The organism is Bacillus sp. SDLI1, from assembly GCF_001553895.1.
Classification (GTDB): Bacteria; Bacillota; Bacilli; order Bacillales; family Bacillaceae; genus Bacillus; species Bacillus siamensis.
Genome location: NZ_CP013950.1, coordinates 2,184,910 through 2,207,500, shown reverse-complemented (window position 1 = coordinate 2,207,500; position 22,591 = coordinate 2,184,910). Strand labels below are relative to the sequence as shown.

Sequence of the window (22,591 nt, the reverse complement as noted above, 5' to 3'; positions counted from 1 at the left end):
TTTTTTGCCCGTTTGTTCAAAAGGGTATCCGGATCTGTGCAGGAAGTGCTTTCGAAGTATCAAAAGACAAGTGTGCAGATTGACCGTATCAGCAGAAGGCTGGAACTTTTTAAAAATGGACTGTTGAGTGATAATAAATGGTTAGATCAGCTGTACGCCCAAAATAAACGATACTTTTCTGACTTGAATATGTATATAGCGGCGGGTGAATTAAAGTTAGATGAGCTGAAAACAAAGCTGATTCCCGAAGCGGTAAGAAAAGCCGAATTAGGGGAACACAATCAAATGGCCGCTCAGGAAGTGAATGACCTTCGCCAGTTTGCCGACCGTCTGGATAAGAGAGTGCATGATCTGCTGCTGAGCAGGCAGATTACGCTTCAGAGTGCGCCGCAAATCCGTCTGATTCAAAACACGAATCAGGCACTGGCAGAGAAAATTCAGTCCTCCATTGTTACGGCTATTCCTTTATGGAAGAATCAAGTTGCCATCGCCCTGACACTAATGAAGCAGCGGAGTGCGGCAGATGCACAGCAGAAGGCGGCGGATACGACGAATCAATTGCTCCTGAAAAATGCTGAGCTTCTGAAAACAAGTACAGTCGAGACCGCCAAAGCCAATGAGCGCGGACTTGTTGAGGCAGATACCCTAAAAAAAGTGCAAGAAAGCTTAGTCACCACACTGGAAGAAATCATGTCTATTCAAGAAGAAGGCAGGATGAAGCGCAGGCGGGCCGAGGAGGAGCTCATGATCATGGAAGGCGATTTGAAAAAGAAACTGCTTGATATGAAGTCTGGCCGGGATAATGGCTAGCTGGCAAAAAGTCTTAGCTTTAAGTTGGCTCACAGGCACGATATAATAAGAAAGACAGGCAAAGGATTTGTTTAAAATATGGACACACCTTTATATACAGCGCTGCTGAAGCATGCGCACCGAAATACGTATTCTTTTCATGTTCCGGGACATCACAATGGAGATGTCTTTTTTGATGAAGCCAGATCTGTATATCAATCTCTTTTATCTATTGATATGACTGAGATCACAGGGCTTGATGACTTACATCACCCGGCGGGGGTCATCAAGGAAGCACAGGAATTGCTGAGCAGGCTATACGGCTCTCGGGAGAGCTTCTTTCTCGTCAATGGAACGACCGCCGGCAATCTGGCGATGATTTTAGCTGTTTGTGAACCGGGCGAGCCCATTCTGATCCAGCGTAATTGTCACAAGTCTGTTTTCCATGCGGTGGCAATGGCTGGAGCCAAGCCGGTGTATTTAGCGCCGGAAATTGATAAAAACATGCATGTGCCGGCCCATGTATCCCTACCGGTCATTGAAAAAGCGTTAGCGTCATATCCGAATGCGAAAGGCCTTGTTCTGACTAATCCGACTTACTACGGGCATGCTGCCGATTTGACCGCGGCAGTTAACAAAGCCCATTCATACGGCGTTCCTGTACTGGTGGATGAGGCTCATGGCGCTCACTTTGTGTTAGGTGAACCGTTCCCGCCATCATCATTGGATATGGGGGCGGATGCCGTTGTTCAATCGGCTCACAAAACGCTTCCGGCTATGACGATGGGATCTTACTTTCATTTAAACAGCACCCGTATTGACAGAGATCGATTAACCTATTATTTAAGCAGTTTGCAAAGCAGCAGCCCGTCATATCCGATAATGGCCTCTTTAGATACGGCGCGCGCCTATGTTCAGGATATCGCTGAAAAAGGGACACTCCCCGGTCATATGGCGCATATTGAACAAATCAAACGAACGTTCGCGTCGATTTCTTCTATTGAAATGATCGAGCCTTCCGGATATGGGCTCAGGGCGGACCCGTTAAAATTCATTCTTCGGTCAAAGCTCGGACATTCCGGCTATTCATTACAAAGTATCTTGGAGAGCGAAGACATTGTTGCCGAGCTGGCTGACGAGTACCAAGTATTGCTCGTCCTGCCGATAGGCGGCCGGCGGATGATAGAACAGGAAACCGTAAGAAACATACAGCAGAAACTGGAGAATACACCGCCCGATAAATTGCCGGATACCGTGAATTGGACCTTTCCGTCCATTTCGACACTTGAATATCCGCAAAATGAGATGCGGAAGTTTCCAAAAGAGCTTACGGATATAAATAAGGCGGCCGGGCGCTTGCATGCGGGGAACATTATTCCTTATCCCCCGGGAATTCCGCTGATCATGGACGGAGAACGGGTAACAGAAGAGATCGTACAAAAGCTTTCCCGTTTAATCGGTATGGACGCACATATTCAAGGCTTGTTAAACGGGGAACAACTACTTGTTTATACAGAAGAGGAGAAATCATGAGCGGTTTATTTATTACATTTGAAGGTCCTGAAGGCGCAGGGAAAACGACTGTGCTTCAGGAAGTGAAAGAGATTCTGTCGGCAAAGGGGCTTCCGGTGACAGCGACAAGAGAACCGGGCGGCATCGACATTGCGGAACAGATCAGAGAAGTGATCTTAAATAAAAACAATACACTGATGGATGCAAAAACGGAGGCGCTGCTCTACGCCGCTGCGAGAAGACAGCATTTAGCCGAAAAGGTGCAGCCTGCATTGGAAGAAGGACGCATTGTGCTGTGCGATCGTTTTATCGACAGTTCGCTGGCTTATCAAGGCTATGCGAGAGGGCTCGGCATTGATGAAGTGCTTTCTATTAACCAGTTTGCAATCGGCGATACGATGCCTGATGTCACCATCTATTTTTCTATCGATCCGGAAGAAGGGCTGAAACGGATTACGTCGAATGATTCAAGAGAAAAGAATCGTCTTGATCTTGAGGCCCTGCACTTTCACACGAAAGTACGTGAAGGATACCAAAAGGTGATGCAGCGTTTCCCTGAAAGATTTCATACAATCGACGCATCGAAAAAGAAGGAACTCGTCATTCAGGACGTACTTCAGGTGATAAATGAAACATTGAAAAAAATTCAGTTGTGACCTGTTTCTCATAAGTTGATATAATGAATGTAACGACCATGTTCTTTCCAACCTAAAGGGGGCCTATAGAATGAAATTAATAGTGGCAGTGGTGCAGGATCAAGACAGCAACAGACTTTTGAAAGTATTAACCGACCACAACTTCAGGGTGACGAAGCTTGCGACAACAGGCGGATTTCTTAAATCAGGCAATACGACGTTTATGATCGGGGTGGAGGATATCCGTGTCGATAAAGCGCTCAGCCTCATTAAAGAAAATGGCTGTAAACGTGATCAGATGATTGCCCCGGTATCCCCGATGGGCGGGAATGCGGATTCTTACGTTCCTTATCCTGTCGAAGTGGAAGTCGGCGGAGCGACGGTCTTTGTCCTTCCGGTCGATGAATTTCATCAATTTTAAGGATTTGACGACGTGAAAATAAATTCTGACTTACGCACATTTATTGAGAAGAAGCAGCAGCCTGCTTATAAAGCGGCAGAGCTTTCCGGGACGTTTAAAAGTTCAATGGACAGCCAAAGCAGCAAGCTGAAATTTGACCAGCTGAGCAGGTTCTTAACGGATATAGAAACGTTCGGGAAAAGACTGACGAAGTCGAGGAACTTCAAAGACTTAGCGAAATTCAAAGGATTGGTAAAACGTTTTGTAAAAGAGGCCGTTGACAGCGGATTATCGCATGAAACGACGAAAAGCTTTGACATGTACGGCAGCAGCCGGACCCTGGGGCTTGTGAAAGAAATAGATGAAAAGCTGCTCCAGCTGACGGAAGAGATGTTAGATCAGGAAAAACCGGCAATTGATTTGCTGGATCGAATCGGAGAAATAAAAGGTTTATTGATTAACCTTTACACATAGAGAGTGATACAATGGCAATATCATGGAAGGAAATGACCGGGCAGCAGCCCAGAGTGATGCGGCTTTTGCATAATAGCATTGAAAAGAAAAGGCTTTCTCACGCATATCTGTTTGAAGGCAAAAAAGGTACTGGCAAATTGGATGCCGCACTGCTTCTCGCAAAAAGCTTTTTTTGCCTTGAAGACGGGACTGAGCCTTGCGGGGAGTGCCGGAACTGTAAGCGTATTGATTCCGGAAACCACCCCGACCTGCATGTGGTTCAGCCCGACGGATTATCCATTAAAAAGGCTCAGATCCAATCGCTTCAGGAGGAGTTTTCTAAAACAGGACTGGAATCGCATAAAAAGCTGTACATTATATCCCATGCGGATCAAATGACGACAAATGCGGCAAACAGTCTGCTGAAATTTTTAGAGGAGCCGAGTCAAGACACTATCGCTATTCTGATTACTGAGCAGCTCCACAGAATATTGGATACCATCGTTTCGAGATGCCAGGTTCTTCCGTTTCAGCCGCTTCAGCCGAAAGCAATAGAAGAAAGGCTGGCTGAACAGGAAGTAAGCCCTCACATGGCCAGACTCTTAGCAAATATGACAAATAATATTGCGGAAGCAGTCGAATTAAGTCGAAATGATGAGTTTGCAGAGTCCAGAGCGAAAGTGATAAAATTGTATGAAGTCTTACATCAGCGGAAAGGACATGCCTTTTTCTTCATTCAGGATCAGTGGGTGCCCTTTTTCAAAGAAAAAACCCATCAAGAAATGGGTCTTGATATGCTCTTATTGATATACCGTGATGTATTATCCATCCAAATTGGAAATGAAGATAAACTGATTTATCAAGACTTATTCCAATCAATAAAACAGCATGCGCTGCAATTTACACAACAAAGCGTTACGAACCAAATTCTCGCTGTTTTAGAAGCAAAAAAACGGCTTCATTCCAATGTGAATACACAGGGATTAATGGAGCACTTGGTGTTAACGTTGCAGGAGGGATAAGCTTGTACAACGTAATAGGCGTCCGCTTTAAAAAAGCGGGGAAAATTTATTATTTTGATCCGAACGGATTTGATATAGAACAGGACAGCTGCGTCATTGTTGAAACTGTAAGAGGTGTCGAATACGGGCAGGTTGTCATCGCAAATAAACAAGTGGACGAGCACGATGTTGTGCTTCCGCTTCGAAAGGTTATTCGCGTTGCTGATGAACGCGATCTTCTCATCGTAGAAGAAAACAAACAAGAGGCCCTGTCCGCCTTTGAAGTCTGTCAGAAAAAAGTGGCTGACCACGGCTTAGATATGAAACTCGTTGATGTTGAGTTTACGTTTGACCGCAATAAAGTCATTTTTTACTTCACGGCTGACGGACGGGTTGATTTCAGGGAATTGGTCAAAGACTTGGCTTCTATCTTTAAAACAAGAATCGAGTTGCGCCAAATCGGTGTGAGGGACGAGGCGAAAATGCTCGGCGGTATCGGCCCGTGCGGGAGAATGCTTTGCTGCTCCACGTTCCTCGGTGATTTTGAACCGGTATCCATCAAAATGGCAAAGGATCAAAATTTATCGTTGAACCCAACGAAAATTTCCGGTCTGTGCGGCCGTTTGATGTGCTGTTTGAAGTACGAAAATGATGAGTATGAGACGGCAAAAGAACAGCTGCCGGATTTAGGTGAAATGATTACGACGGCAAACGGCCCCGCAAAGGTTGTCGGTCTTAATATTCTGGAACGGGTGCTTCAGGTGGAACTGAAGAATCGTGAAAAAGTGATAGAATATACTTGGGAAGAGCTCTTGGAAGAGGGCGTCGTATCCGCACAAACCACAGATTAACGAGGTGTGGAACCTTGGATAAAAAAGAGTTATTTGATACTGTCATAAACCTGGAGGAACAAATCGGTTCGCTGTACCGTCAGCTGGGTGACTTAAAGCAGCATATCGGCGAAATGATTGAAGAGAATCACCATCTGCAGCTTGAAAACAAGCATTTGCGTAAGCGGCTTGATGACACGACAGAGCAAATTGAGCAATTCAAAGCCGATCAGAAAGAAACAAAAACACAGAAGGCAGAGCAAAGTGATATAGGAGAAGGCTACGACAATCTGGCCCGGCTGTATCAAGAAGGCTTTCATATTTGCAACGTCCATTATGGGAGCGTCCGCAAGGGAGATTGCCTTTTTTGTCTGTCCTTCTTAAATAAAAAATAAGGAAAAGGCTTCCGCTGATGTCGGAAGCCTTTTTCAAAGAGTACCGAAAGGAATAAGATTATGGTTTCATTACGTGATGATGAAAGATTGGATTACTTATTAGCAGAGGATATGAAAATTGTACAGAGCCCGACAGTTTTCGCTTTTTCATTAGATGCCGTGCTGCTGTCAAAGTTTGCATACGTTCCGATTCAAAAGGGAAACATCGTTGATTTATGTACGGGGAATGGAATTGTGCCGCTTCTGCTCAGTACAAGGTCAAAGGCGGATATCACCGGGGTTGAAATTCAGGAGCGTTTGTATGATATGGCGCTCCGAAGCGTGGAATACAACGGGCTGGGCGGTCAGATCAGCCTCATTCATGATGATCTGAAAAATATGCCGGAAAGACTCGGACATAATAAATATGATGTTGTCACCTGCAATCCGCCTTACTTTAAAACACCGAAAGAGGCTGAGCAGAACCTGAACGAACATCTCAGAATCGCAAGGCACGAAATTCTTTGCACGCTTGAAGATGTAATTTCCGTCAGCAGCAAACTGCTGAAGCAAGGCGGAAAAGCGGCGCTCGTTCATCGGCCGGGACGGCTTTTGGAAATCTTTGAATTAATGAAAGCGTACCGAATAGAACCGAAGCGGGTTCAGTTTATTTATCCGAAACAAGGAAAAGAAGCGAACACTATTTTGGTTGAAGGAATTAAAGGCGGCCGACCTGACCTGAAAATTCTTCCTCCGCTGTTTGTATATGATGAACAAAATGAATATACGAAAGAGATCCGCACGATTTTATATGGAGACAAATAGTCATTTCTTTTATGTGCTGCTGTGCAATGACAACAGTCTTTATGCCGGTTATACAAATGATCTGCAAAAACGGCTGAAAACTCACAATGAGGGAAAGGGCGCGAAGTACACAAGGGCGCGGAGGCCGGTTTCGTTATGCCATGCGGAATCATTTGACACAAAACGGGAAGCCATGCAGGCGGAATACCGTTTTAAGCAGCTGACCCGAAAGAAAAAAGAACAATATATAGAAGAAAAACGAAGCAGCAAGGAGGCTGTATATGTTAAGTCGCCAGATGAGTTTTAACGGAAAATCTGAAATGGGAATCCTTTATCTTGTTCCTACACCGATCGGCAACTTGGAGGATATGACCTTTCGTGCAGTGGAGACGCTGAAATCGGTCGATGTTATAGCTGCCGAAGATACGAGACAGACGAAAAAGCTGTGCCACGTCTATGACATAGAAACATCTCTTACCAGTTATCATGAACACAACAAAGAAAGCAGCGGCCATAAAATTATTGAATGGCTGAAAAATGGAAAGAATGTGGCTTTGGTCAGTGACGCCGGTATGCCGACAATTTCCGACCCGGGGGCTGAGATTGTAAGAGATTTTACCCAAATCGGCGGTTATGTCGTTCCGCTTCCCGGTGCAAATGCGGCGTTAACCGCGCTGACCGCATCAGGCATCACCCCGCAGCCGTTTTTCTTCTACGGATTCTTAAACAGACAGAAAAAAGAAAAGAAGAAAGAACTCGAAATCCTGAAAAAACGCCAGGAAACGTTGATTTTTTACGAAGCGCCGCACCGATTAAAAGAAACGTTAACCGCCATGCATGACGTTTTGGGAAATCGAAACATCGCCGTCACGAGAGAATTAACGAAAAAGTACGAGGAATTTATCAGAGGAACGGTCGCCGAGGTGATGGAATGGGCAAATGAAGACCAAATCCGCGGTGAGTTCTGTCTCGTTGTCGAAGGCAATCAAGCTGCTGAACCGGATGAAGATGACAAGCCTTGGTGGACGGAGCTTTCTGAGAAAGAGCATGTGGAGCATTACATAAACGAAGGAGCGTCTTCCAAACAGGCCATAAAACAAACAGCGGTAGATCGGAATGTTCCGAAACGCGAGATTTATGACGCTTATCACATTCAATCATAAAAAAAACCGTTCTTGTATCGTAACAAGAACGGTTTTTGTATGAAATAACTTATTTTTGGTTTTGAAGCTGATTTTGAATTTCAGAGATGATTTGCTCAGCGCCTTCTTTGCTGAGTACCAATTTGCCGCCGGCAAGTTTAAGGTTATCATCAGAAACTTCACCAGTAACTTGGCAAGTCATGTTTGGTTTATATTTTTTAAGGATGATTTTTTCATCATCAACATAAATTTCAAGAGCGTCTTTTTCTGCGATGCCCAGTGTACGGCGAAGTTCGATAGGGATAACTACGCGTCCAAGTTCATCAACTTTACGTACGATACCAGTAGATTTCATTAACAGTCTCCTCCCGAGAGATAATTATTTTGTAGTTTATATTTTTCTTCGTCATTATTCGACAAAATTCCTTACATTCCTAGCATAACAAGGTTTCCAATAATCGTCAATCTTTTTGTTTACTATTGATTGTAAGAATTAGTTCTTATAGTAAGTAAAGCCTTGGAAATCCTGAAATAACAGGCTTTTTGACTGCTTTTTCAAACCTATTATCCTACTGAAAATCCTTTTAAATCAAGACTTTCGAACCAAGATGTTTTATATTAGTAGATTATATACGACAAATTTCGACATGTTAAGACTTTTTTTAATTTCAATAAAAATTTTTAATTTTATTTACTCTTTTACGCGCAGTACGTATATATCCTTGATCTTAAAGGCTAAGATGGTATCATAGATAGAGGACAAATATCAATATTGTATATCAAATAAAACCGCTCTCGTCCTTTGGGCGTGAGCTTTTCGACATTCTGAATGGGAGGTTGCAACATGCCGCAAGACAATAATACTTTTTATATTACGACCCCGATATATTATCCGAGCGGAAAATTACATATCGGCCATGCTTATACTACCGTGGCCGGCGATGCGATGGCGCGTTACAAAAGATTAAAGGGATTTGACGTACGCTACCTGACAGGAACGGATGAACACGGACAAAAAATCCAGCAGAAAGCGGAGGAAGAGAATATCACACCTCAGGCTTACGTGGATCGTGCTGTGGCTGAGATCCAAAAACTATGGAAGCAGCTCGACATTTCTCACGATGATTTCATCCGGACGACGGAAAGCCGGCATAAAGAAATTATTGAGAAAGTGTTCCAAAAGCTTCTTGATAATGGTGATATCTATCTTGATGAGTATGAGGGCTGGTACAGCATCCCTGATGAAACATTCTATACTGAAACACAGCTGGTGGATGTGGAACGAAATGAAAAGGGTGAGGTTGTCGGCGGAAAAAGCCCGGACAGCGGCCACCCAGTCGAATTAATCAAAGAGGAGTCATACTTCTTCCGCATGAGCAAATATGCAGACCGCCTGCTGAAGTTTTATGAGGACAATCCTTCCTTCATCCAGCCTGAATCACGCAAAAATGAAATGATTAACAATTTCATTAAACCGGGGCTTGAAGATTTGGCCGTTTCCAGAACGACGTTTGACTGGGGTGTAAAAGTGCCGGGAAACCCGAAGCATGTCGTGTATGTATGGATTGACGCATTGTTCAACTACATTACGGCGCTCGGTTACGATACGGAAAATGATGAGCTTTACAAAAAGTACTGGCCTGCTGACGTCCACCTTGTCGGTAAAGAAATTGTCCGTTTTCATACCATTTACTGGCCGATTATGCTGATGGCGCTTGATCTCCCGCTTCCTAAGCAAGTATTCGCGCATGGCTGGTTATTGATGAAAGACGGAAAAATGTCGAAATCAAAAGGAAATGTCGTTGATCCGGTAACATTGATTGAACGCTACGGCTTGGATGAGCTTCGCTATTACCTGCTTCGCGAAGTGCCATTTGGTTCAGACGGTGTCTTTACGCCGGAAGGTTTTGTAGAACGGATTAATTATGACTTGGCAAACGACTTAGGAAACCTTCTGAATCGTACAGTTGCTATGATCCAAAAATATTTTGACGGTGAGATCGGTTCATATGAAGGAAATGTGACCGATTTTGATTCAGAGCTTTCTTCTGTAGCCGGTGAAACGGTTAAAGCATATGAAAAGGCAATGGAAAACATGGAGTTCTCAGTGGCTTTATCAACGCTATGGCAATTAATCAGCCGTACGAACAAATATATTGATGAAACTGCTCCGTGGGTGCTGGCCAAAGATCCGGAAAAAGAAAAAGAATTACGTTCTGTCATGTATCATTTAGCTGAATCATTGCGTATTTCGGCCGTACTGCTTCAGCCTTTCTTAACGCAGACGCCTGAAAAAATGTTTGCTCAGCTCGGAATTGAGGATCAGTCTCTTAAAGCTTGGGACAGCATTCAGACATTCGGCCAATTAAAGAACGCGAAAGTGAAAAAAGGGGAGCCGCTTTTCCCTCGTCTTGAAGCTGAAGAGGAAGTAGCTTACATCAAGCAAAAAATGCAAGGGACTGCTCCTGTGAAAGAAGAAAAAACAGAAGAGCCGCAAGAAGCAGAGCGTCTTCCGGAAATTACGTTTGATCAATTTATGGATACAGAACTTCGCGTCGCAGAAGTCTTGTCCGCAGAACCGGTGAAAAAAGCGGACCGTCTGCTGAAGCTGCAAATTGATCTGGGCTTTGAACAGCGCCAAGTTGTATCAGGTATTGCGAAGCATTACACACCGGATCAGCTTGTGGGAATGAAGATCATTTGTGTAACGAATCTAAAACCGGTAAAATTGAGAGGCGAGCTTTCCCAAGGGATGATACTGGCAGGAGAATCTGACGGCGTCCTTAAGGTTGTAGCTGTCGACCAGTCATTACCGAAAGGCACTAGAATTAAATAATAGATGCAAAAGGTGTTTCACGTGTAACATTTCGTCGAACACCTTTTGTTTTTCAACAAGAAAGGAGTTTTTATGATGCTTTTTGATACACATGCGCACTTAAACGCCGAGCAATTTGACACAGACTTGGAAGAAGTCATTGCGCGTGCAAAGGCTGAAAAAGTTGAACGAATCGTCGTTGTCGGATTCGACAAACCTACCATCACGCGCGCAATGGAACTGATTGAGGAATATGACTTTATATACGCTGCGATTGGCTGGCATCCGGTAGACGCGATTGACATGACAGAGGAAGATTTATCATGGATTAAGGAACTGTCCGCTCATGAAAAAGTCGTGGCAATCGGAGAAATGGGCCTTGATTATCACTGGGACAAATCACCGAAGGATATCCAAAAAGAGGTATTCCGGAAACAAATCGAGCTCGCCAAAGAAGTGAACCTTCCAATTATCATTCACAACCGTGATGCGACTGAGGATGTTGTCACGATTTTGAAAGAAGAGGGAGCGGAAGAAGTCGGCGGCATTATGCACTGCTTTACGGGCAGCGCGGAGGTTGCGCAGCAGTGTATGGATATGAACTTCTATATTTCATTCGGAGGGCCGGTTACCTTCAAAAATGCGAAGAAACCAAAAGAAGTGGCAAAGGAAATTCCGAATGACCGTTTGCTGATCGAAACGGACTGTCCTTTCCTGACACCACATCCTTTCCGCGGCAAACGAAATGAGCCAAGCTACGTGAAATATGTTGCTGAACAGCTCGCGGAATTAAAAGGAATGACGTATGAAGAAATTGCTTCGATAACAACCGAAAACGCAAAAAGACTTTTCCGCATGAACTGACAAAATGCGCTGTCGTAACGTGTAAAGGCTTGTCCGATTCAGTGGATATGTAAAACGGTTCTACAAGCTTCTTTCTCCTCATAAGATAGGTTGTCGATATGTCTCTCTTCCTTTTTTTGCTTTGTTTTTGCATAATGAGGGATACGCTGAAGGTTTTTGATCTTCGAGATGGGAGGGTTGACAGCATTTTAGATACTCTATATAATCTCTCCGAGGAGAAGGAGGCGTTTTTCATCACACAAAAAATGAAAAAACTGTTTTCCGTAAAGCTTGGTAAAAGCAAGGTTATTCTTATTGCAGCTATTATTCTGCTGGGCGGAACCGGGACTGCATACGGGGCACATGAGCTCTCAAAACAATCAGTCTCTGTTTCTATCAACGGCAAGAAAAAGCAAATACGCACTCATGCAAAAACGGTTGGGGAACTTCTGGAAGATTTACATATAGAGACAAGAAATGAAGACCGGATTACCCCGTCTAAGCAGACAGCATTGGCTGACAACATGAATGTCGTGTATGATGCTGCAAAGCAAATCCGTGTGACAAGAGGCGGAGAAGAAAAGACTTTATGGTCAACGGCAAAAACAGTCGGCGCATTTCTGAACGAACAGCATACACCTGTGAATCAGCACGATAAAATAGATCCAGCAGCAGATACGAAAGTGACAAACGGCATGAAAGTCACGGTCGACCCGGCTTTTCAGGTCACTGTAAATGATGCGGGAAAGAAAAAGAAAATATGGACGACTTCGACTACGGTCGCTGACTTTTTAACGCAGCATAAGATGGACATGAAAGACGAAGATAAAGTAAAACCGGCATTACACGAAAAGCTCACAAAAGATCAGGCCGGCATACAAATCACTCGTATCGAAAAAGTCACCGATGTAGTTGAGGAAAAAATAGCGTATCGAGTGAAAGAAAAAGAGGATGCGTCTCTCGACAACGGGAAAGAAAAGATCGTTCAAAAAGGAAAAGAAGGCAAGCTTAAAAAGCATTTTCATGTTGTCAAAGAAAATGGAAAAGAAGTATCGAGAAAGCTTGTCAAAGAAGAAACATCTGAAAAAAGCAAAGATCAGATCATTGCGGTCGGCACAAAGCGGCACAGTCCCAAGATTGAGCAGCTCAGTGCACCGGTGAAGGCATCTTCGGGCGAAGCCGGATCTTCCGGTAAAGTGATTACCGTGTCTTCCACGGCATATACCGCAAGCTGCAGCGGCTGTTCCGGCCATACGGCTACAGGCGTTAACCTGACAAGCAATCCGAATGCCAAGGTCATTGCAGTAGACCCAAGCGTCATTCCGCTCGGCACAAGAGTCCACGTAGACGGATACGGGGATGCCGTTGCCGCAGATACGGGCTCAGCCATTAAAGGAAGACGGATTGATGTCTTTTTCCCTGAAAAATCTTCAGCGTACCGCTGGGGAAAGAAACAGGTCAAAATAAAAATTTTAAATTAATTCCGATTCATTCAGAGGGTTTTGCGCCCTCTGTTTTTTTCGTTATAATAGGTAAAGTGTATTTTCAGTATATTAGACGTGACATGTAAACAAAGGTTTCGTTTTGGATATAAAAAGTTTTTTTGGAGGAAGTAATGAAAATTAAAGAAATTATTGTAGTCGAGGGACGCGATGACACTGCGCGCATAAAACTTGCCGTTGATGCGGATACGATTGAGACGAACGGTTCGGCAATCGGAGACGAAGTCATCAGGCAGATTCGGCTGGCGCAGGAAACGAGAGGGGTCATCGTGCTGACGGACCCGGATTTTCCGGGGGAAAAGATCCGGAAAACCATTTCTGAAGCAGTGCCCGGCTGTAAACACGCATTTCTGCCCAAACATCTTGCCAAACCGAAAAACAAGCGCGGCATCGGCGTTGAGCACGCATCCATTGAAAGCATCAGAGCATGTCTGGAAAATGTGCATGAAGAGATGGAGGCAAAGCCGAGTGAAATTTCAGCTGAAGATTTAATACAAGCCGGTCTGATCGGCGGGCCGGCTGCCAAAAGACGCCGCGAACGATTGGGCGACCTGCTGAAGATCGGCTATACAAACGGCAAACAGCTTCAAAAACGGCTGCAGATGTTTCAAATCAAAAGAAGTGATTTTATTGATGCGCTCGATGCTATGATGCAGGAGGAACAGGATGAACAGGATGAACAATAAAGATATCGCGACACCCATCAGAACGAAAGAAATTCTGAAAAAATACGGTTTCTCTTTTAAAAAGAGTCTGGGACAGAATTTCTTAATTGATACAAACATATTGGACAGAATTGTGGACCATGCGGAAATAACGGATCGGACCGGAGTCATTGAAATCGGACCCGGAATCGGCGCGCTGACAGAGCAGCTTGCCAAACGGGCGAAAAAGGTCGTCGCGTTTGAAATTGATCAGCGCCTCCTGCCCATTCTCAATGATACGCTGTCTCCGTATGACAATGTAACGATCATTCATCAGGATGTGCTGAAAGCAGACGTCAAATCCGTCATTGAAGAGCAGTTTCAGGATTGTGATGAAATTATGGTGACGGCGAATCTTCCGTATTATGTAACGACACCGATCATCATGAAGCTTTTGGAAGAGCATCTTCCCTTAAAAGGAATTGTCGTCATGCTGCAAAAAGAGGTCGCTGAGCGGATGGCGGCTGATCCTTCCTCTAAGGAGTACGGATCGCTTTCCATCGCAGTTCAGTTCTACACGGAGGCCAAAACGGTTATGACCGTACCGAAAACGGTGTTTGTGCCTCAGCCTAATGTCGATTCCGCGGTCATCCGTCTCTTGCTTCGTGACGGCCCGGCGGTTGCCGTCGATAATGAACCGTTTTTCTTCCAGCTGATTAAAGCAAGCTTCGCTCAGCGCCGGAAAACCTTGCTGAACAACCTTGTGAACAATCTTCCGGGCGGAAAAGAGAAGAAAGCTCAAATCGAAGAAATTCTCCAAGAAACGAATATTGACGGAAAGCGGCGCGGTGAATCCCTGTCTATAGAAGAATTCGCGCTCCTGTCCAACGGATTGTATAAAGCCCTTTTCTAAGAAGGGCTTTTTGTTTTGCGTCACCACTTGGACTGCCGCTACATAGGCTAGAGAAGAACCTTATTCATTCAACTGCAAGAAAAGCTTGAAACATCAAGCGCCGCAGCGGAAAGAGGTGCATTTGATAAGGCTTCTTTCATGATGAGGCTTAGTCTATTTGTGGAGTGGGTAACGTGCAATTTCAAATAGGAGATATGGTAGCCAGGAAATCCCATCAAATGGATGTTTTATTTCGCATTATCGGCATAGAGCAAACAAGCAAAGGAAATTCAATTGCCATCCTGCATGGTGACGAAGTCAGATTGATTGCGGATGCTGATTTTTCTGATTTGGTGCCTGTCAGAAAAGACGAACAGGCCGTGAGAAAGCAGAAAGATGAAAGCAGGATGAATGAATCTCTCGAGCTGCTCCGCCAGGATTATAAGCTGCTTCGGGAAAAACAGGAATATTATGCGACGAATCAATATCAGCATCAGGAGCACTACTTTCATATGCCCGGCAAGGTATTGCATCTGGACGGCGATGAGGCTTATTTGAAAAAGTGCCTGAACTTTTACGAAAAAATCGGTGTGCCGGTGTACGGGATTCATTGCCATGAGAAAAAAATGCCGGCATCCATTGAGGAGCTGCTCGACAAATACCGGCCGGATATTTTAGTCATCACCGGCCATGATGCATACTCCAAGCATAAGGGAGACATGAACGATTTAAGCGCCTACAGGCATTCTAAACACTTTGTCGAAACGGTTCAAAGAGCGAGGCGAAAAGTCCCTCACTTGGACCAGCTTGTCATATTCGCGGGTGCCTGCCAATCCCATTTCGAGTCTTTAATCAAAGCGGGCGCGAATTTTGCAAGTTCACCGTCACGCGTCAATATTCATGCGCTTGACCCGGTATATATTGTCGCGAAAATCAGCTTCACTCCGTTTATGGAGCGGATTAATGTGTGGGATGTCCTAAGAAATACGCTGACGAGAGAGAAAGGGCTGGGAGGAATTGAAACGAAGGGTGTGCTGCGTGTCGGTATGCCGTATAAATCAAATGGATGAGTGAAAAACCCGCATAAAATTCGCTATGCGGGTTAATTATTTTACATATTGATACATAAATTACCGGAACTTGTGAAAAATAATGCAGAAATCAATAGAATTTTGTCAAAATAATTTTGTTGACAATGACTTATTAACGTTGATATAATTTAAATTTTGTTTGACAAAATTGGGCTCTTGTTGTACAATAAATGTAGTGAGGTGGATGCAATGGCGAAGACGTTGTCCGATATAAAAAGATCGCTTGATGGGAATTTAGGTAAACGGCTTACGTTAAAAGCAAACGGCGGCCGCCGAAAAACGATTGAGCGCTCGGGCATTTTAGCTGAGACGTACCCTTCTGTTTTTGTGATACAACTAGATCAAGACGAGAATTCGTTTGAAAGAGTTTCATACAGTTATGCTGATATTCTGACTGAGACTGTTGAATTGACATTCAATGATGATGCGGCAAGCTCAGTAGCATTTTAATGAGCAGTGAACCTTTTGTTTACTGCTTTTTGTTTTGCCTTCTAAAGCTCTTCTAATTATTCCCTCGAAAGTTTCAGCTGATTAAACGGAAGCTATAGGTGTCACATGTTTTATCGTGGCGTGCACGAATGGTGATCAATTCTATAAAAGGGGTTGTTTCGTTTGGGCAGACGTCGTGGAGTTATGTCAGATGAGTTCAAGTATGAGCTGGCAAAGGACCTTGGTTTTTACGATACGGTGAAAAACGAGGGCTGGGGCGGCATTCGGGCGCGCGATGCCGGGAATATGGTAAAGCGTGCGATTGAGATTGCCGAACAGCAGATGGCGGCTCAGAACCAAAATAACCGATAATGCAGTGGCCCGGGGGACAATCCGTTCCCCGGTTTTTTCTATCGGCCGTCAAAATCGGCGTCAATTTCGGATAAGTACCTCCGGGTCTCCAAATGTGATACAATGTTCATACTTATGTTTAGATGGAGAAGTAGGTGAAAGCTATGCGTATTTTAGAAAAAGCGCCGGCCAAAATCAATCTGTCCCTCGATGTGAGGAGTAAACGCCCGGATGGTTATCATGAAGTGGAGATGATCATGACGACAATTGATTTGGCAGATCGGATTGAACTGACAGAACTGCCCGAAAACGTTATCAGAGTGGCGTCGCATAATCGCTTTGTTCCGGATGATCAACGAAATCTGGCTTATCAGGCAGCCAAACTGCTCAAAGAACGGTTTCAAGTCAAAAAAGGCGTTTCCATTATGATTACAAAGGTGATCCCTGTAGCGGCAGGGCTTGCCGGCGGAAGCAGCGATGCGGCTGCCACGCTAAGAGGGCTGAACAGGCTTTGGGATTTAAAGCTTTCTGTCGAAGAGCTCGCGGAGCTTGGCGCTGAAATCGGTTCAGACGTGTCCTTCTGTGTATACGGAGGCACTGCCTTGGCAACCGGACGCGGTGAGAAGATCAGGCATATCAGTGCGCCGCCTCATTGCTGGGTCGTGCTCGCCAAACCGACGATCGGGGTATCGACCGCTGAAGTGTACCGCCGGCTGAATTTGCAGCAGGTTCGGCATCCGGATGTACAGGCAATGATTGACGCAATTGAAGAAAAAAGTTTCCAAAAGGTATGCGGCCAACTAGGAAACGTATTGGAATCGGTTACGCTCAACCTTCATCCCGAGGTGGCAATGATTAAAAATCAAATGAAACGTTTCGGTGCCGATGCGGTGTTAATGAGCGGAAGCGGACCGACTGTATTCGGTTTGGTTCAATACGAATCAAAGGTGCAGCGGATTTATAACGGGTTAAGAGGCTTCTGTGATCAGGTGTACGCGGTGCGGATGATCGGCGAACAGAATGCTCTTGATTAAATCCGTATGTTAAGTTATATTGTTTTTAAATTATTCGGATTTTGGGGGTAAGTTCATGAAGTTTCGTCGCAGCGGCAGATTGGTGGACTTAACAAATTATTTGTTAACCCATCCGCATGAATTAATACCGTTAACGTTTTTCTCAGAACGGTATCAATCAGCAAAGTCATCAATCAGTGAAGATTTAACGATTATTAAACAGACCTTCGAACAGCAAGGCATTGGGACGCTGCTTACAGTGCCGGGAGCTGCCGGAGGCGTCAAATACATTCCGAAAGTGAAACAGGCTGAAGCAGAAGCGTTTATACAGGAGCTGGGACAGTCTTTAGTAAATCCTGAGCGTATCCTTCCGGGCGGTTATGTATATTTAACGGATATCTTAGGCAAACCATCTGTCCTCTCTCATGTAGGCAGGCTTTTTGCTTCCGTTTTTGCGGAGCGGGAGATTGATGTGGTGATGACCGTTGCGACAAAGGGAATCCCTCTCGCTTACGCAGCGGCCAGTTATCTGAACGTTCCGGTTGTCATCGTACGAAAAGACAATAAAGTGACGGAAGGCTCCACGGTGAGCATCAATTATGTATCTGGGTCGTCTAACCGCATTCAAACGATGTCACTTGCGAAAAGAAGTTTGGCCACGGGGTCGAACGTTTTGATTATTGACGACTTTATGAAAGCGGGCGGCACCATAAACGGCATGATCAGCCTGCTTGATGAGTTTAATGCGAACGTCGCGGGAATAGGCGTCTTGGTTGAAGCTGAGGGAGTGAATGAACGGCTTGTCGATGAATACATGTCGCTGCTCACACTTTCAACCATCAATATGAAAGACAAAACGATTGAGATTCAAAACGGCAATTTTCTGCGATTTTTTAAAGAACAGCATTTAAAGAATGGGGAGACAGAAAAATGACAAAAGCAATCCATACAAAACACGCGCCGGCAGCAATCGGGCCATATTCACAAGGAATCATCGTAAACAACATGTTTTACAGCTCAGGCCAGATTCCTCTTACTGCTGAAGGAGAAATGGTAAACGGTGATATCACAGAACAAACGCATCAGGTGTTCAGCAATTTAAAGGCTGTGCTGAAAGAAGCGGGCGCTTCTCTCGAGACAGTTGTAAAAGCAACGGTGTTTATTGCTGATATGGAGCAGTTTGCGGAAGTGAATGAAGTGTACGGACAATACTTTGATGTACATAAGCCGGCAAGGTCTTGTGTGGAAGTGGCGAGACTGCCGAAAGACGCTCTCGTGGAAATTGAAGTCATTGCGCTGGTGAAATCTTAAATCTCAGAAAAGTGGTTCCGGTCTCCGGAATCACTTTTTTTATGCAGTATATGATTCCCAAATATGGTTTATCACCTAATTGTGTATGTATATCCTATATTTTCAAAAAAACTTTTTGAAATGTGCAGGAATTTAAAAAGAATCGTGGAATTGTTAGACTAATGCTTTTATATAGGGAAAAGGTGGTGAACTACTGTGGAAGTTACTGACGTAAGATTACGCCGCGTGAATACCGATGGTCGCATGAGAGCGATTGCATCCATCACGCTGGATCACGAATTTGTCGTACATGATATTCGTGTGATTGATGGAAACAATGGTCTTTTCGTTGCGATGCCGAGTAAACGCACCCCTGATGGAGAATTCCGCGATATTGCTCATCCTATTAATTCCAGCACGCGGGGCAAGATCCAGGATGCTGTTTTAAATGAGTATCATCGTTTGGGTGACTCTGAAGCATTAGAATATGAAGAAGCTGGGGCTTCTTAAACATAACAAAATGTAAGGACTGCTGATAAAGGCTGACACAAGGCCTTTTCCGGCAGTCCTTTTTTAAATCTGATTTTTCAGTAATAAAGCGATTACATAGAAAATTCTTGCACTTTTTGATGTCTTCTTGAAATCAACAGCTATTTAGGATATATTTTTCTATGGATAAAAGGGATATTGGAGGCCATTAAATGGATAAGCGGTTTGCAGTGATTTTAGCTGCCGGAAAAGGAACGAGAATGAAATCTAAGCTTTATAAGGTCCTTCATCCGGTATGCGGAAAGCCTATGGTAGAGCACGTCGCAGACGAGGCTCTGAAATTATCTTTAGCGAAGCTTGTCACCATCGTAGGACACGGCGCCGAAGATGTGAAAAAGCAGCTCGGACAGAAAAGCGATTACGCTCTCCAAGCAGAACAACTCGGTACGGCTCATGCAGTCAAGCAGGCAAAACCATTTCTTCACGGAGAGAAAGGTGTCACGATCGTTATTTGCGGCGATACACCGCTTCTGACGGCGGAGACGATGGAAGCCATGCTGAATGAACATACAAACAAAGGCGCAAAAGCCACGGTGTTAACGGCCGTTGCCGACGATCCCGCCGGATACGGAAGAATCATCCGGGGAGAAGACGGCGCCGTTCAAAAAATCGTGGAGCATAAGGATGCTTCGGAGCAAGAACGTCTTGTGAAAGAAATCAACACGGGAACGTACTGTTTTGATAACGAGGCTCTTTTTCGTGTCATCGAACAGGTTTCGAATGAAAATGCCCAAGGCGAGTATTACCTGCCGGATGTAATCGAAATCCTCAAAGACGAAGGCGAAACTGTTGCCGCTTACCAGACTGGTAACTTCCAAGAGACGCTCGGAGTGAATGATAGAGTCGCTCTTTCTCAGGCTGAAATGTATATGAAAGAGCGTATTAACAAACGGCATATGCAAAACGGAGTCACTTTAATCGATCCGATGAATACGTACATCTCACCTGACGCACGTATCGGACAAGATACAGTTATTTATCCCGGAACTGTGTTAAAGGGACAAGCTGAAATCGGCGATGAATGTGTCATCGGCCCTCACACTGAGATAGAGGACAGCTCGATCGGCAGCCGCACTGTGATTAAACAATCCGTTGTCAACCGGAGCAAAGTTGGGAATGATGTAAATATCGGTCCTTTTGCTCACATCAGACCTGATTCCGCAATCGGCAATGAAGTGAAGATCGGAAACTTTGTGGAAATCAAGAAAACACAATTCGGCGACCGAAGCAAAGCATCTCATTTAAGCTATATCGGTGATGCCGAAGTGGGCACGGACGTCAATCTCGGGTGCGGCTCCATCACGGTCAATTATGATGGGAAGAAAAAATATTTAACCAAAATTGAAGACGGCGCGTTTATTGGCTGCAACTCCAATCTGGTCGCTCCTGTCACAGTGGGAGAAGGCGCGTACGTCGCTGCGGGCTCAACCGTAACTGAAGATGTGCCGGGCGAAGCGCTTGCCATTGCCAGAGCAAGACAAGTAAATAAAGAAGATTATGTGAAAAATATTCATAAAAAATAATCCTAAAATCGGAGGTTTACCATGTCTAACGAATACGGAGATAAGAATTTAAAGATTTTTTCTTTGAATTCAAATCCAGAACTTGCAAAAGAAATCGCGGATAATGTAGGAGTTCAATTAGGAAAGTGCTCTGTTACAAGATTCAGTGACGGAGAGGTCCAGATCAACATAGAAGAAAGTATTCGCGGCTGTGATTGCTATATCATTCAGTCTACAAGTGCGCCGGTCAACGAGCACATCATGGAATTGCTGATTATGGTGGACGCTTTAAAGCGCGCTTCCGCGAAAACAATCAACATTGTGATTCCGTACTACGGTTATGCGCGCCAGGACAGAAAAGCAAGATCACGTGAACCGATCACGGCAAAACTTTTTGCAAACCTGCTTGAAACAGCGGGTGCGACACGCGTGATCGCGCTTGATTTACACGCGCCGCAAATTCAAGGTTTCTTTGATATTCCGATTGACCACTTAATGGGTGTTCCGATTTTAGGCCATTACTTTGAAGGTAAAGACTTGAAAGATATCGTCATTGTTTCTCCTGACCACGGCGGTGTGACGCGCGCCCGCAAACTTGCGGACCGTCTGAAAGCGCCGATCGCAATTATCGACAAACGCCGTCCTAGACCGAATGAGGTGGAAGTGATGAACATCGTCGGTAACGTGGAAGGAAAAACCGCGATTCTGATTGATGATATTATTGATACCGCCGGCACAATCACACTTGCCGCAAACGCGCTGGTTGAAAACGGAGCCGCGGAAGTGTATGCATGCTGTACGCACCCTGTATTGTCAGGCCCTGCGGTTGAGCGGATCAACAACTCTAAAATCAAGGAGCTTGTCGTAACGAACAGCATTAAGCTTCCTGAAGAGAAAAAAATCGAACGCTTTAAGCAGCTTTCTGTCGGACCGCTTCTGGCTGAAGCGATTATCCGTGTTCACGAGAAACAATCTGTCAGCTATTTATTCAGCTAAACCGAAACTTTAAGGTTTAAATCCCAGTTATTGTGGGTATTGTTCTAATAGGACGATAAAACGATAATTAGGATGGTGCTGAATATGGCAACTTTAAAAGCAAATGAAAGAACAGATTTTAAACGTTCGACGCTTCGGAAAATCCGTCATTCAGGACATGTTCCAGGGATTATATACGGGAAAGAAATAACGAACACGGCTGTCTCTTTAGACAGTGTCGAATTGCTTAAAACATTGCGGGACGAAGGAAAAAACACGATTATCACAATTGATGTCAACGGAAATCAGCAATCGGTTATGGTGACTGATCTTCAGACAGACCCGCTTAAAAACGAATTGACGCACGCCGATTTTCAAGTCGTGAATATGAGTGAGGAGCTGGAGGCGGAAGTGCCGATTCAGCTGACGGGAGAGGCGAAAGGAGTCAAAGACGGAGGCATCATCCAGCAGCCGCTGCATGAGCTTTCGATCAAGGCTAAGCCGAAGGACATCCCTCAGACAATCAATGTTGATATTTCCGGGCTTGAAATGAATGATGCGCTGACCATCGCAGATCTGACTGCTGACGGCAATTATACATTTACAAACGATCCGGAAGAAGTCGTGGCTTCCATCCTTCCTCCTAAGCAGGAAGCATTCGAAGAAGATGCAGAACCGTCTCCTGAGGAAGAGCCCGAAGGAGAAAATCAATAAGCGCTTTAAGACGTAACCCGCCCGAGGTTACGTCTTTTGTG

At 44.7% G+C, this 22,591-nt stretch carries 27 protein-coding genes (1 of these 27 cut by a window edge); 26 read left to right on the top strand and 1 reads right to left on the bottom strand.

Going from position 1 to position 22,591, the window contains the following annotated elements; all coding sequences use genetic code 11:
- The 11 genes from AUL54_RS10565 to rsmI form a co-directional block, all read left to right on the top strand.
- On the top strand, positions 1-810 hold the 3' portion of the coding sequence (locus AUL54_RS10565; protein ID WP_060963781.1) for a toxic anion resistance protein. The gene continues 309 nt to the left of window position 1, outside the view; 810 of the gene's 1,119 nt are visible here — the last part of the coding sequence; the start codon falls outside the window, past its left edge; it ends in the stop codon at positions 808-810.
- 78 nt (positions 811-888) lie between these two features.
- Positions 889-2,322 (top strand): aminotransferase class I/II-fold pyridoxal phosphate-dependent enzyme, encoded by a 1,434-nt coding sequence (locus tag AUL54_RS10560; RefSeq protein ID WP_060963780.1) that lies wholly within the window; start codon positions 889-891, stop codon positions 2,320-2,322.
- On the top strand, positions 2,319-2,957 hold the full coding sequence (gene tmk, locus AUL54_RS10555) for a dTMP kinase (RefSeq protein WP_016936511.1): 639 nt from the start codon (positions 2,319-2,321) through the stop codon (positions 2,955-2,957). The genes AUL54_RS10560 and tmk overlap by 4 nt, the downstream gene beginning before the upstream one ends.
- Before the next feature lie 70 nt (positions 2,958-3,027).
- Entirely contained in the window at positions 3,028-3,357 is a 330-nt protein-coding gene (gene darA, locus AUL54_RS10550) for a cyclic di-AMP receptor DarA (protein WP_004264734.1), read from the top strand.
- Between the two features lie 12 nt (positions 3,358-3,369).
- Positions 3,370-3,810 (top strand): YaaR family protein, encoded by a 441-nt coding sequence (locus AUL54_RS10545; RefSeq protein WP_047478049.1) that lies wholly within the window; start codon positions 3,370-3,372, stop codon positions 3,808-3,810.
- 11 nt (positions 3,811-3,821) lie between these two features.
- The gene (gene holB, locus AUL54_RS10540; RefSeq protein WP_060963779.1) at positions 3,822-4,811 is read left to right on the top strand and encodes a DNA polymerase III subunit delta'; all 990 of its coding nucleotides are present in this window, start codon (positions 3,822-3,824) and stop codon (positions 4,809-4,811) included.
- A 2-nt stretch (positions 4,812-4,813) separates the two neighbouring features.
- Positions 4,814-5,641 carry a competence/sporulation regulator complex protein RicT gene (gene ricT, locus AUL54_RS10535; RefSeq protein ID WP_004264723.1) on the top strand — a complete coding sequence of 276 codons (828 nt, stop codon included), beginning with the start codon at positions 4,814-4,816 and terminating at the stop codon, positions 5,639-5,641.
- A gap of 14 nt (positions 5,642-5,655) precedes the next feature.
- Positions 5,656-6,015, top strand: a complete 360-nt coding sequence (gene yabA / locus AUL54_RS10530) for a replication initiation-control protein YabA (protein ID WP_016936514.1) — start codon at positions 5,656-5,658, stop codon at positions 6,013-6,015.
- Between the two features lie 60 nt (positions 6,016-6,075).
- Positions 6,076-6,819 (top strand): tRNA1(Val) (adenine(37)-N6)-methyltransferase, encoded by a 744-nt coding sequence (locus tag AUL54_RS10525; protein ID WP_049627760.1) that lies wholly within the window; start codon positions 6,076-6,078, stop codon positions 6,817-6,819.
- Positions 6,806-7,105, top strand: coding sequence for a GIY-YIG nuclease family protein (locus tag AUL54_RS10520; RefSeq protein WP_047478056.1), 300 nt, complete (start codon positions 6,806-6,808; stop codon positions 7,103-7,105). Before AUL54_RS10525 ends, AUL54_RS10520 begins: the two co-directional genes overlap by 14 nt.
- Positions 7,080-7,961 carry a 16S rRNA (cytidine(1402)-2'-O)-methyltransferase gene (gene rsmI / locus AUL54_RS10515; protein ID WP_060963778.1) on the top strand — a complete coding sequence of 294 codons (882 nt, stop codon included), beginning with the start codon at positions 7,080-7,082 and terminating at the stop codon, positions 7,959-7,961. Before AUL54_RS10520 ends, rsmI begins: the two co-directional genes overlap by 26 nt.
- Before the next feature lie 49 nt (positions 7,962-8,010).
- On the opposite strand, the gene abrB is transcribed toward rsmI, so the two are convergent.
- On the bottom strand, positions 8,011-8,301 hold the full coding sequence (gene abrB / locus AUL54_RS10510; protein WP_169510469.1) for a transition state genes transcriptional regulator AbrB: 291 nt from the start codon (positions 8,299-8,301) through the stop codon (positions 8,011-8,013).
- A 483-nt stretch (positions 8,302-8,784) separates the two neighbouring features.
- On the opposite strand from abrB, the gene metG reads away from it, so the two are divergent.
- The 15 genes from metG to AUL54_RS10435 all read left to right on the top strand — a co-directional run bounded on the left by metG (position 8,785) and on the right by AUL54_RS10435 (position 22,550).
- Positions 8,785-10,776 carry a methionine--tRNA ligase gene (gene metG / locus AUL54_RS10505; RefSeq protein ID WP_060963777.1) on the top strand — a complete coding sequence of 664 codons (1,992 nt, stop codon included), beginning with the start codon at positions 8,785-8,787 and terminating at the stop codon, positions 10,774-10,776.
- 75 nt (positions 10,777-10,851) lie between these two features.
- Positions 10,852-11,619, top strand: coding sequence for a TatD family hydrolase (locus AUL54_RS10500; RefSeq protein WP_060963776.1), 768 nt, complete (start codon positions 10,852-10,854; stop codon positions 11,617-11,619).
- Between the two features lie 134 nt (positions 11,620-11,753).
- Positions 11,754-13,079, top strand: a complete 1,326-nt coding sequence (locus AUL54_RS10495) for a resuscitation-promoting factor (RefSeq protein ID WP_101605623.1) — start codon at positions 11,754-11,756, stop codon at positions 13,077-13,079.
- Between the two features lie 134 nt (positions 13,080-13,213).
- On the top strand, positions 13,214-13,786 hold the full coding sequence (rnmV, locus tag AUL54_RS10490) for a ribonuclease M5 (RefSeq protein ID WP_060963774.1): 573 nt from the start codon (positions 13,214-13,216) through the stop codon (positions 13,784-13,786).
- A complete protein-coding gene (gene rsmA / locus AUL54_RS10485) occupies positions 13,776-14,657 on the top strand; it encodes a 16S rRNA (adenine(1518)-N(6)/adenine(1519)-N(6))-dimethyltransferase RsmA (RefSeq protein WP_060965085.1) in 882 nt (293 codons plus the stop codon). The genes rnmV and rsmA overlap by 11 nt, the downstream gene beginning before the upstream one ends.
- A gap of 173 nt (positions 14,658-14,830) precedes the next feature.
- Positions 14,831-15,706: a sporulation peptidase YabG gene (gene yabG, locus AUL54_RS10480; RefSeq protein WP_060963773.1), complete on the top strand. Its 876-nt coding sequence runs from the start codon at positions 14,831-14,833 to the stop codon at positions 15,704-15,706.
- A 210-nt stretch (positions 15,707-15,916) separates the two neighbouring features.
- Positions 15,917-16,177 carry a biofilm formation stimulator Veg gene (gene veg / locus AUL54_RS10475; protein ID WP_003218330.1) on the top strand — a complete coding sequence of 87 codons (261 nt, stop codon included), beginning with the start codon at positions 15,917-15,919 and terminating at the stop codon, positions 16,175-16,177.
- A gap of 162 nt (positions 16,178-16,339) precedes the next feature.
- Positions 16,340-16,528: a small, acid-soluble spore protein, alpha/beta type gene (locus tag AUL54_RS10470; RefSeq protein ID WP_011996172.1), complete on the top strand. Its 189-nt coding sequence runs from the start codon at positions 16,340-16,342 to the stop codon at positions 16,526-16,528.
- A gap of 143 nt (positions 16,529-16,671) precedes the next feature.
- Positions 16,672-17,541 carry a 4-(cytidine 5'-diphospho)-2-C-methyl-D-erythritol kinase gene (ispE, locus tag AUL54_RS10465; RefSeq protein ID WP_060963772.1) on the top strand — a complete coding sequence of 290 codons (870 nt, stop codon included), beginning with the start codon at positions 16,672-16,674 and terminating at the stop codon, positions 17,539-17,541.
- 55 nt (positions 17,542-17,596) lie between these two features.
- Positions 17,597-18,454 (top strand): pur operon repressor, encoded by an 858-nt coding sequence (gene purR, locus AUL54_RS10460; RefSeq protein WP_004264666.1) that lies wholly within the window; start codon positions 17,597-17,599, stop codon positions 18,452-18,454.
- A complete protein-coding gene (gene ridA, locus AUL54_RS10455) occupies positions 18,451-18,831 on the top strand; it encodes a 2-iminobutanoate/2-iminopropanoate deaminase (protein ID WP_004264663.1) in 381 nt (126 codons plus the stop codon). The genes purR and ridA overlap by 4 nt, the downstream gene beginning before the upstream one ends.
- Before the next feature lie 195 nt (positions 18,832-19,026).
- Positions 19,027-19,320: a septation regulator SpoVG gene (gene spoVG, locus AUL54_RS10450; RefSeq protein ID WP_004264660.1), complete on the top strand. Its 294-nt coding sequence runs from the start codon at positions 19,027-19,029 to the stop codon at positions 19,318-19,320.
- Between the two features lie 191 nt (positions 19,321-19,511).
- On the top strand, positions 19,512-20,882 hold the full coding sequence (glmU, locus tag AUL54_RS10445; RefSeq protein ID WP_060963771.1) for a bifunctional UDP-N-acetylglucosamine diphosphorylase/glucosamine-1-phosphate N-acetyltransferase GlmU: 1,371 nt from the start codon (positions 19,512-19,514) through the stop codon (positions 20,880-20,882).
- A gap of 21 nt (positions 20,883-20,903) precedes the next feature.
- Positions 20,904-21,857 (top strand): ribose-phosphate diphosphokinase, encoded by a 954-nt coding sequence (locus AUL54_RS10440; protein ID WP_013350761.1) that lies wholly within the window; start codon positions 20,904-20,906, stop codon positions 21,855-21,857.
- Between the two features lie 84 nt (positions 21,858-21,941).
- Positions 21,942-22,550 (top strand): 50S ribosomal protein L25/general stress protein Ctc, encoded by a 609-nt coding sequence (locus AUL54_RS10435; protein ID WP_060963770.1) that lies wholly within the window; start codon positions 21,942-21,944, stop codon positions 22,548-22,550.
- Positions 22,551-22,591: the final 41 nt, after the last annotated feature.